This is a genomic window from Streptomyces sp. NPDC056486, from assembly GCF_042795295.1.
Taxonomy (GTDB): Bacteria; Actinomycetota; Actinomycetes; order Streptomycetales; family Streptomycetaceae; genus Streptomyces.
In genome coordinates this window covers 1-9,269 of sequence record NZ_JBHTSF010000250.1, presented here as the reverse complement: position 1 = coordinate 9,269, position 9,269 = coordinate 1, and the positions used below count along the sequence as shown (strand labels likewise).

General features: G+C 67.7%; 12 protein-coding genes. 10 read left to right on the top strand and 2 right to left on the bottom strand.

Annotation, left to right across the window (positions count from 1 at the left end; genetic code table 11):
- Positions 1 to 45: 45 nt before the first annotated feature.
- Positions 46 to 261 (bottom strand): DUF397 domain-containing protein, encoded by a 216-nt coding sequence (locus tag ACFQ7F_RS43790; protein WP_383284645.1) that lies wholly within the window; start codon positions 259 to 261, stop codon positions 46 to 48.
- A gap of 2 nt (positions 262 to 263) precedes the next feature.
- Entirely contained in the window at positions 264 to 1,205 is a 942-nt protein-coding gene (locus ACFQ7F_RS43785) for a helix-turn-helix domain-containing protein (protein ID WP_383284642.1), read from the bottom strand.
- Between the two features lie 453 nt (positions 1,206 to 1,658).
- On the opposite strand from ACFQ7F_RS43785, the gene ACFQ7F_RS43780 reads away from it, so the two are divergent.
- The 10 genes from ACFQ7F_RS43780 to ACFQ7F_RS43735 all read left to right on the top strand — a co-directional run bounded on the left by ACFQ7F_RS43780 (position 1,659) and on the right by ACFQ7F_RS43735 (position 8,717).
- Positions 1,659 to 2,096, top strand: a complete 438-nt coding sequence (locus ACFQ7F_RS43780; RefSeq protein ID WP_383284639.1) for a hypothetical protein — start codon at positions 1,659 to 1,661, stop codon at positions 2,094 to 2,096.
- Positions 2,093 to 2,566, top strand: coding sequence for an ATP-binding protein (locus ACFQ7F_RS43775; RefSeq protein ID WP_383284636.1), 474 nt, complete (start codon positions 2,093 to 2,095; stop codon positions 2,564 to 2,566). The genes ACFQ7F_RS43780 and ACFQ7F_RS43775 overlap by 4 nt, the downstream gene beginning before the upstream one ends.
- The gene (locus ACFQ7F_RS43770; RefSeq protein WP_383284634.1) at positions 2,539 to 3,045 is read left to right on the top strand and encodes a hypothetical protein; all 507 of its coding nucleotides are present in this window, start codon (positions 2,539 to 2,541) and stop codon (positions 3,043 to 3,045) included. The genes ACFQ7F_RS43775 and ACFQ7F_RS43770 overlap by 28 nt, the downstream gene beginning before the upstream one ends.
- 970 nt (positions 3,046 to 4,015) lie before the next feature.
- On the top strand, positions 4,016 to 4,324 hold the full coding sequence (locus ACFQ7F_RS43765) for a hypothetical protein (RefSeq protein WP_383284631.1): 309 nt from the start codon (positions 4,016 to 4,018) through the stop codon (positions 4,322 to 4,324).
- 88 nt (positions 4,325 to 4,412) lie between these two features.
- Positions 4,413 to 4,778, top strand: a complete 366-nt coding sequence (locus ACFQ7F_RS43760) for a hypothetical protein (RefSeq protein WP_383284628.1) — start codon at positions 4,413 to 4,415, stop codon at positions 4,776 to 4,778.
- A 781-nt stretch (positions 4,779 to 5,559) separates the two neighbouring features.
- Positions 5,560 to 6,564 (top strand): hypothetical protein, encoded by a 1,005-nt coding sequence (locus ACFQ7F_RS43755; RefSeq protein WP_383284625.1) that lies wholly within the window; start codon positions 5,560 to 5,562, stop codon positions 6,562 to 6,564.
- 9 nt (positions 6,565 to 6,573) lie between these two features.
- Entirely contained in the window at positions 6,574 to 7,023 is a 450-nt protein-coding gene (locus tag ACFQ7F_RS43750) for a hypothetical protein (RefSeq protein ID WP_383284622.1), read from the top strand.
- Positions 7,024 to 7,470: 447 nt separating this feature from the next.
- Positions 7,471 to 7,815, top strand: coding sequence for a transposase (locus ACFQ7F_RS43745; protein ID WP_383284619.1), 345 nt, complete (start codon positions 7,471 to 7,473; stop codon positions 7,813 to 7,815).
- On the top strand, positions 7,812 to 8,366 hold the full coding sequence (locus ACFQ7F_RS43740) for a hypothetical protein (RefSeq protein WP_383284616.1): 555 nt from the start codon (positions 7,812 to 7,814) through the stop codon (positions 8,364 to 8,366). The genes ACFQ7F_RS43745 and ACFQ7F_RS43740 overlap by 4 nt, the downstream gene beginning before the upstream one ends.
- An 81-nt stretch (positions 8,367 to 8,447) precedes the next feature.
- A complete protein-coding gene (locus ACFQ7F_RS43735; RefSeq protein WP_383284613.1) occupies positions 8,448 to 8,717 on the top strand; it encodes a hypothetical protein in 270 nt (89 codons plus the stop codon).
- Positions 8,718 to 9,269 lie beyond the last annotated feature (552 nt).

Here is a 9,269-nt window from a genome sequence, read left to right as displayed (position 1 = left end):
GCCGCCTGGCCGGGCCCTCTCTGTGCGCAGTACTCGGTTATGGGGTCAGAGCGCTCCGGCCCGTACGCCGTCGATGAACTGGGAGAACGCCGACATGGGAACGAGACAGATCACGCCACTCGTGATCTTGGAGTCACGCATTGCCATCCAGCCCTCCGGAGCGTGCGCGACCTCGACGCAAGCGCCGTTCTCGCTACTCGCCGAGGACTTCCACCAGGCGAGTTCATTGGGGTTGTACGGGGGAGGGAGGGGGCGGTTCATGGTCAATTCTCCTCTGCGGCGAGTTCATGTAGGAGTGCCGCGGACTGCTCGGGTTCCATGGCGCTGACGCGCAGTCGGTCGAACGTGGTGACGAGTGAACGGACTTGCTTGTCCTTCTCAAGGAAGGCGTTCCCGGCGGGGCTGTCGACGTAGCCGATCCGGGGGTCGGCAGGGCCGAATTCCAGCAGGCTGAAGGAGCCACGCAGCCCGGGGTGACTGTCCTTGTCTGCCGGGTAGACCTGGACAGTGATGTTCGGCTGTGAAGCCGATTCCGCCAGGCCCTTCAGCTGATCGCGCATCACATCAGGGCCACCGATGGGGCGACGGAGTACCGACTCGTCAATGACGGCCCACAGCTCCAGCGGCTCCCTGTCCAGCGACAACCGAGATCGCCGCTTGTTGCGGACCTCCACCAGGCGATCAATCTCATCAGCCGAGCGCGGGACCGCTGACAGCACGGCCCGCGCGTAATCGGCAGTCTGAAGGAGCCCCGGCACGAAACCGATCTCCCAGGTCTGCACAGAGCGAGCGTCGTACTCCAGCCCGACGTACACCCCCAGGCCAGTGGGCATGACCTCTTCGAACTCGGCCTGTTCCCACCACCCGAGTTCGCCAGCAGTCCTGTGGAGCGTCAAGACGGTCTCGCGCTCGGCCTCTTCTGTTACCCCGTAGAGGTCCAGAAGGCTGCGGATCTCGATCGCCTTCGCGAGGCCCTGGCCCTTCTCCAGGCGGCTGATCTTGGACGTGGAGCACTCCAGATGCTCAGCAGCCCTGGCCTGGTCGAAGCCCACGCGTTCACGCAGGCCTCGCAGCTCACTGCCCAGCCGCCGCCTGCGCACAGTTGGCCCGCTCGGTTCGCTCACCCGTCCCCCTCCCCGCCTACGGCGTCGTCGTGGGTTTGCTTGCTGCAAGTCTGCCTTATCGGCGGATTGGCCGTTAGGCATGCCCGGTCACCATCCCTTCAACGTCCCTCGTAACGGGCGGGTTTGAGCTGTGGGCTTGTCTCATGGGATTGCATGGAGGATTCTAAACGGGATTGCGCTACGGGATGTAGTGGTGTGATCGCATGGAGTTGATCGTCTAGTGAGGGTGGGCGGCATGTCCGGGAAGCGATTAGCGGCGACGGACGTACGCAACGGGGTACTTGATCCACTAGCCCTGACGCCCGATCAACACCGACGCCTCAACTACCAGGCATGCGCTCGCTGTAGCGGCCCTGGCCCCCTGCGGTTCGGCGGCTACGCCTACGTGGCGAACGGGCCGGAGAACAAAGGCCGCCTTGGGTACCGCGTTGGTGTCTGCGGCGACTGCCCCGCGAACACGGGGGGCGTGCAGTGAGCCCCCGCGATGACGATGAAGTCGAGTGCTGGGCGCCGGGCCGCCTCCCACCGGAAGGCTTGCGCCGAGCATGGGCCGCAGGCCAGAGCGCCGAGGTTCGCATCACGGGGGCCGACGTCCTGCGCATCAGCGCACCCCTGGCCGCCGCAGTGCTCGACATCCTCGCCGAGCGAGGCACCCCCCTGGGGCTGACTCTGGACACCCGCACACGCGGCACGGTCGAGATCACTGTCCCCGCCGGCACCGCCGCCTCCTGGCCGCCCCTGCCCGGCACCCGATGCGTCTCCGACGCCGTACTCCGGTGCCCCGCCCCCGAAGTCACCACCGACCACGGCCCCGGCTCAGGCGGCCACGCCTGGACCGTGCCGCCCACCCGCACCCCGTACATCACCGTCACCGACGCGGACGTCCTGGCCGAGGCCGTCACCGTCGCTCACGCCCACCGGTGCCGCAGCGGCGCCGCGTCCCCGTCGAGCGGCCCGGGAGGGCACGCATGACCACACACACCGCACCCGGACCCCGCACGGAGGCGGACATCGTGCTCTACACCACGCGTTCGCTCTCCGGATACTCCGACCTCACCCCCAGCGATGCACGCGCCTACCTCCGCGCCACCATGACCGATTGGGCCGTACCCGAGACCGTCAGCCACGAGCTCCAGCTCATCGTCAGCGAGCTCACCACCAACGCCTTGGCCTACACCCGCAGCCCGTGGATCACTCTCACCATCACCCTCGCCGACGACGAGGCCTGCGTGAGCGTCAGCGACCGCGGACCACACCGCGACCTCGAAGCGCACCAGGCCGAGCCGGACGCCGAGCACGGCCGGGGCCTGCTCCTCGTCGAGGCCCTCGCCCACCGGTGGGAGCAATGCGAGTCCGCCGACGGCGGCACCACCGTCAGCGCCGCGATCAAGGTCACCGACCACAAAGGACCCTCATGCACGAGCACCAGGCCGCGCGCGTGATGCACGCCGAGATGACACCCCACGCCGACCGCGAGTGGCCCCCGGACCTGGTCAGGGTCTCCCCGCAAGGCCGCCTGCGGGCAGCTCCCCAGCTCGCACGACTGATGATCTGGACCATGCCCGCCGGAGCCCCCGAGATGCCCGTGCGCGCCAGCGTGAACGTAAAGGGAACCCTCACCGAGTGGGGGCTGAGCCTCGCCGACGCCGACGAGCTCGGCGCCGAGGCGGGACGACTCAGCCAGGCCGCCGCCAGACAGCCCGGCGCCCGCCAAGCCGTGATCCTCGCCATGGACGGCGCCCGCGTCACCCTGGGGGTCGCCACCCTCACCCGCCAGGCGCTCGACCAGCACGGCGACCCCCAAGACCCCGGCCTGGTCCAAGCCGTCAAGGGCATGCCCACCAGCTCAGGCGTACTCGAACTGCCCGCGGGACAAGTGCACTTCACCATCGTCGAGTCCGTCCCGTCAGCCCAGCCCTAGACCCCACCCCCTAGACCCCGCACCCCTGCACCCCCGTTGCGGGGCAGCGGGTGCAGTGCCCCCAAGACAGCCGCCTCGGGGGCACTGCTGTGTGTGCCATATGTCCCCAGCTCATGTACTGCCCGCCCACTGCGTAGTTCATCGGCTCGGGGGTCGCGCGTAGGGGTGATCGACAGGTGCTGGCCGTGTCTCCGAGGGCCGATCGTGCAGTTGAACGCGGTATGCGAAAGATCTTCACGACGGCCGCTGTTGCCGCCAGCGTCCTGCTAACTCCGCAGGCCTCTGCTGCTCCTACGGCGGCGCCCGCTGCGCACACGGTGAGCGCTCCGACCGCTGCCCCCGACGCGAGGCGCTGCGCGACGTACAAGGTCACAGGCAAGAAGGTGGCGGTGCGTCGCCCGGCGCACAATGCGAATTCAGCGACGTCGACGAGTCCCGTGGATCACTACGTCCACAGAGGTGACAAGGTGCGCAGCTGTCTGACCACGTTCAACCGCGGTGGCGCGCCCGTCTACTACAAGTGCGGGAAGCGGGGGACGGATTACAGGCTGGTCCGGGGTGGCCAGATTCCCACCACGTGCCTCAAGCGAGCCTAATTAGCGACAAAGGGGGCTTTCCTTACCTTCAAGAAGGTGAGGAAAGCCCCCTTTGGTGTCTTCAATTCCCTTCCGCGGGCCGGGCTCCAGTGGGCCCGAAGACACTGCTCGGCCGAGCATGAAAGTCGAGGCGGAGGACTTCCGTCCGGTGAACGAGCCGTCAGCGGAGTGGTTACGCGTGGCGCTGTCGTCGGCTCGCAGGCGCATGCGGGCAGCGTGATGCACTCGCTCTTGGGGGTGGTCTTGGCAGACGGCCCGTGTCGGCGGGATCGGATGGGCGCGTTATGGCGATCATGCGACCTGTGATCAATGCGGCTTTGGCTGCGACTGCTGCCCTCTTGCTGATGGCTCCCGCGTCGTCAGCCTCGGTCCCGATGAGTGCGGACGACACCAACGAGCAGGTGACCCTCTCCGTCAAGGGACGAGGGCTGCACGTCGACACCATCTCTGTGACGAGCGAGAAGCCGCGCCGTGGCGAGCGGTTCCGCGTGTACCGGCACACGGGGAGCTCGGCCACTGAGTCCAACGTCACCCGCTGGAAGAAGCCTCGGACGGTCACTGCCGGAATGACGCGGTTCACCATGGCCTCGTGGAAGATCAACCGGAATTTCCCGCATGGGACGTGGCTGTGCGCCGTCGCCCGCAAGGCGAGCGGGAATCCGTGCATCAAGGTGCACCGCTGAGAAGCTGTCGCGACACCTGTAGACCACTCTACAGATTGCTGTAGAGTGGCCTACAGGGGTGACGGGCACCCGAGAATGGAGTCGACCCATGGCGGAACGGCACGAGGTCCTCGCGTGGCTGGGAGATGCCGCAGGTGAGATGACCTCAGAGCAGATCGAAGAATTCGCTGCGCTGTCTGACGAGATCGCCGAGCGGTACCCGGACCCCGACGACCGAGACGAGATGCAGGCGGCCCTCACCGTCGCGCACCGACTCCTCGTGGAGAACCCGGCGGCGGTCGTCTCTGAGCTGTCCGAGCAGCGAGCGCAGGCGCGCCAGGCCGAGATCGACGCCCTGGCCGGGCTGCGACAGGCCGCCCTACAGCTCATCCCTGCTGGTGACCGTACAGAATCCGGCTTCTCTCGCGAGGCCCACGTGGACCGCATGGCGGTGCGGGCCTGGCTGGGCAAGTAGCAGGCATGAGGGGCGCGCCGAGCATCGGGCGCTCCCCTCAACGGGTTCTCGCACAGCTTCTGAGCGACCTACAACCGCCCGACCTACCGCCCGAGCTGCTCCCTGCAGAGGGAAACCAAACCGGGGTCGGCTACGCCGGCCGCCATCCGGCAAGCGACTCGACCGTCGACCGTCGGCCGTGGCCGCGCGGGGCGCGGGACCACCGGGACGGGGCGCCGTTCCGGACGCTGTACTGCGGGCCGGGGAGGCGCCGGCACCCGGTGGACGGGGCGAGGCGGAGAGGCGGGCGCCTGACGCTCGCGGTCGACGACCGTGAGCTCCGCGCGGCGGATCGGCGCCTTCCTCCTGGCCTTCCTGTCCTTCCTCACCTCGGGCTTACCGGTGCTGCTTTGCACCAGAGCGTCATGGGGTGAGGGCTGCACGGCCGGAGTGCGGGAGGTGATGGGATAGAGGGCCTCGCTGCCCGCAGGCGCGAGCGACTGGCGGGGCGGTAGCCGATCCGGATCGACGGGCGTCACGGAGGTGCACCCGGTCGCGCTCAGCAGGGCGAGGGCTACGAGGATCATGACGGCGCGGCGCACGTGGCCACCCTCTCCCAGATCAGTGCCTGGAGGCGGGTGCGCCACGGCCGGTCACCAGACCGAGTGATCACACGCCGACCGCGATGACGCCGGGCCGCTGGGCGGGCTCGGCGCGCGTACCGACTGCGCCCTCAGCAGCGGTGCACCGATCTCGCTGCTCGCACATATGTTCGGTTAGTGTGGGGGTGGAGGTGAGGGCCGTGGACGAGCGGAGCAACGCGACCGGGACAGCGAGCGTGATGCATGTCCGGTGCCCGGCGGGCCTCCCAGAGCACGACTACCGGCAGGTGCTGGAGTTGCTGCGGGACGTCTCACAGACGGTTCAAGCGGTCCCGCCCGGCGCCGCCCTTGTGGAGCTGCGCGGCGCATTCCGGTACCTGGGGGCGGATGCCCGCCGGATCGCTGAAGTCGTACGCCTGCGAGGGCTCGCTCTGCTCGGTGTGGATCTCCGGATCGGGGTCGGTCAGTCATGGGCAGTGGCGGCGACGGCCTCGGGGCAGCTGGACCGAGGCGGGGTCCTGGTTGTAGAGGCGAACGAGAGTCGGCAGTTTCTGGCGCCATTGCCCGTTGGAGCGCTGTACGGGGTGGGACCACAGCAGGCGAAGGCGCTCACGAGCTATGGCCTGCACACGGTGGGCGCGCTCGCCGCCGTGCCGGCCGCCACGATTCAGCGGATCCTAGGCGGCCGAGCCGGACGCCTCGCAGCCGACCGGGCACGAGGCATCGACCCGCGCCCGATCACCCCCAAGGCCCTGCCCGCCTCTGCAACAGTGCGCCGACACTTCGGGCGGCACGAGCTCGACGGCGCCACGGTACGCGCCACCCTCCTTGACCTCGTCGTCGAGCTCGGCGCGACGCTGCGCCAGCGTGAACAGGCGGCACGCGCCCTCACCCTGCAGCTGCGATTCGCAGGAGGGGCGAGCTGGGAACGCTCACGCCGCCTAACGGAAGCCTCCGGCCACACCGAGGACCTGCGCGTGATGGCCTACCGCCTCATGGACGCCGCCGGGCTCGAACGCGCACGGCTCGTCGGCATGACCCTCAAAGGCGAAGACCTCATCGACGCGGAGAGGGCTGCGACCCAGATCTCCATGGATCGGGTGAGGGAATCGCGACTGCTCGCCGAGGGCGCCATCGACCGCGCCAATGCGCGATTCGGCTCGGGCACGGTGCGCCCCGCGGCGACCCTCGGCAAGGCCTCGTAGGAGGACGCGATGCGCCCCGAGCACCAATTGCCCCACGCCCCGTACATCGTGGCTGTCGTCCGCGAGCTCACCGCCCGTGCTATCGCCCCCGGACGGCTGTGGACGTACGGGGCGGCCTCCCCAGGCCAGCACGCGACCAGACCGGCCGTACAGCGGCTGTGCGCCCTTCTGGAGTGGGACCGCAGTCGCTGTACCGGGGCGGGGCTGTCGTGGCACTGGAGCGATGACGTCGGATGGCGCTCCGCCCGTACAGGCCGTGGAGGCCGCCGCCTCGTCGATACCACCCGTGCGCTGGGCCTCCCGCTCTATGCCGACCCGGCAGCGCTCGCCGACGTGGCCCAGGCGCTAGTAGACGGCCAACACACCGTGCCGGACGACCGGGCGGGGGAGTGGCGAGGCGCAGCACAAGTGCGGGAAGCGGTGGCGGAGTTCAGGCGCATGCCGCCATCGAGTAGCTGACCGGCGGGCAACAGGTCAGGCCCCCGCGCGCCAAGGGGAGCAGCATGCCAGGGCGCAGCGTAAGAGAAGCCACGAAATCCCCCTCTCGACCAAGGTCGAGAGGGGGATTTCTGGTTCCCGGACTCAATAGCGCTGCGCAGTAGGGCGCAGCCACGGAAAGACTCAAGCCTTTTCTTCCGGGGCGTGGCCCAGGGTGCCACACGGCACGCCGCGCACCGCCCTACGGGCCCTGGCGGGCCCTCCGGGCGAATTGCCGGGCGCCTTCGGCGCGTTCACCGGCAATTCGGTCCCGCTTCGCGGGACCGCCCTTTTGCCTGCGCCTTCGGCGCGCACCGGCAAAAGGGTTTTTGGCCCTGCGCCTTCGGCGCGCACCGGGCCAAAAAGCACGCGCCGCGCCGTGCGGCCTCCTGGGCAACGCCCCGGAAGCACACACGAAAGGCGCTTTCCGTGAACACAATTTCCTGCCCGCAGTGCGGCGGCATCATGCCCTACCGCATTCGGCCCGACGGTCTATTCGCTTGCATCGCATGCGGCGACCTCCTCGACCGCCGCGATATCGACCTGGACGGATTCCGCGTCTGGGTAGTCGACGAGACCGGAACTCTCGGTTACGTCTCCGACCCGATCGAGTCCCGCGAAAGGCTCGATGAGTACCTCGACGACTACCTGACTCAGCCGCTCAATTCGCCTTTCGAGGCGGGCACGCTGAACGCCATTGAATGGGCCCTCGCCGACATCCTCGACGCCATGAATGCCGGTCTCCGAATCTCTGAAGTGGAGAACGTCAAGTGACCAACGAACTCCGCTTCCAGCTCGGCGACGCAGACCAAGAATGCCGATACCCCGTCCTCGTCGGCGGACAGAAAGTCGGCCTGATCTTCCGGTGGCACGGCGCATGGTTCGCCGTCCCCGCAGGACAGACCAAGGAAATCCGAGTCGCCGCCGGGCGCGTCGGCAGCGAGGCCGCAGCGCGCCACCTCGTCGACGAATTCGCCGCCGGGCGCATCACCCCGGACCAAGAAGGCTCGGGCGAAACAGCCGCGCCGCGCGGGCTGTTCGGCCCTGTGCCGCTCCTGCATCGGCGTATGCCCGCCACCGCCCGAAATACAGAGGGCGCCCGAACGGCTATGGCCGGACTGGCGGAATACCTCTGGACGCCGATGGGTGGATACCCCGGGTCCGATAACCCGTGGTTCATGGCTTGCGATTTGTGCGGGTGGCAAGGACCCCGCTACTGGAGTCATCTGCGCGGAAGGAACAACAATCCGCCGTCGCCTTTCAGGCACACCGGATGCATTGAGCCCGCCGAAGTGCGCGCCCGAATTGCCGCCTACCAGAAGTAGCCCGGCATAAGCGAACGGGGCTCCCTCACGAAGTACCCGCGAGGGAGCCCCGCCCGGAACGCACGACGAAAGGCACCTTCAGTGAGCATCTACGACGACGGCCCCGCCGAGACTAACCGGACGCGCGCTAGCTGGGCTGTATCAGCCCTTGAGGCATTCGGAGGGGAAACCGGACAGGACTACACCGACGGCACTCTTAACGTCGACGAAGAGGACTTGATGGAGATTTGCGGGGACCTCCTCGCGAATCTCTTTCACCTCTGCCGAATCAACGGCGTTGACCCGGAAGAGATCACACGTCGCGGGCACCTCCACTTCGAGGAAGAAGTAGCAGAGGAAGAAATCGAGTAACAACTAGGCAAAGAAGTAAAGGGCGGCGAGTCTCTCGCCGCCCTTTACTCTGCCCAAAATGCGCGGGCAATCGACAGCCCTTCGGGCTGGTCCGCCCCTAAGTGCCCTTCGGGCACGGCGGACGTGCCCCCGCTTCGCGGGCGCATTAAGGAACCCCGCCCCTCTAAGTGGCCTTCGGCCACGGGGCGGACAAGACCCTGCCCTACGGGCAGCCGCTAGCGCGGTGGGCCCCTCTAAAAGGCGCTTCGCGCCTTGGGGCCCGCCCCTGCGGGGCAAATGGAAACGGCCTTTGGCCTACAAAAGAGACCCCTTTAGGAACCTCCAACATTGAGACCCTCGAACCCCTCGATAAAACGGCGACCACCCCTCTTGATAAAGAATATTCCTTAGGTTACGGTCGGGGTATAAAAGAATAGCAAGTGGGGATGGAATTGCCTTATCGGTAATTAGTTCGAACCTAAACGGAACCGACGGCCTACTCATCCTCCTTGCTGCCAGACTCGCCGCGAAGCGGCGACACTTGGCCGCGAAGCGGAAAAGTGCCTGTCTCTT

Bases quoted from the DNA above. Each gene is read 5' to 3' on its own strand.
- ACFQ7F_RS43790 (WP_383284645.1), bottom strand. From the start codon at position 261: ATGAACCGCCCCCTCCCTCCCCCGTACAACCCCAATGAACTCGCCTGG.
- ACFQ7F_RS43785 (WP_383284642.1), bottom strand. From the start codon at position 1,205: ATGCCTAACGGCCAATCCGCCGATAAGGCAGACTTGCAGCAAGCAAAC.
- ACFQ7F_RS43775 (WP_383284636.1), top strand. From the start codon at position 2,093: ATGACCACACACACCGCACCCGGACCCCGCACGGAGGCGGACATCGTG.
- ACFQ7F_RS43770 (WP_383284634.1), top strand. From the start codon at position 2,539: ATGCACGAGCACCAGGCCGCGCGCGTGATGCACGCCGAGATGACACCC.
- ACFQ7F_RS43765 (WP_383284631.1), top strand. From the start codon at position 4,016: ATGAGTGCGGACGACACCAACGAGCAGGTGACCCTCTCCGTCAAGGGA.
- ACFQ7F_RS43760 (WP_383284628.1), top strand. From the start codon at position 4,413: ATGGCGGAACGGCACGAGGTCCTCGCGTGGCTGGGAGATGCCGCAGGT.
- ACFQ7F_RS43750 (WP_383284622.1), top strand. From the start codon at position 6,574: ATGCGCCCCGAGCACCAATTGCCCCACGCCCCGTACATCGTGGCTGTC.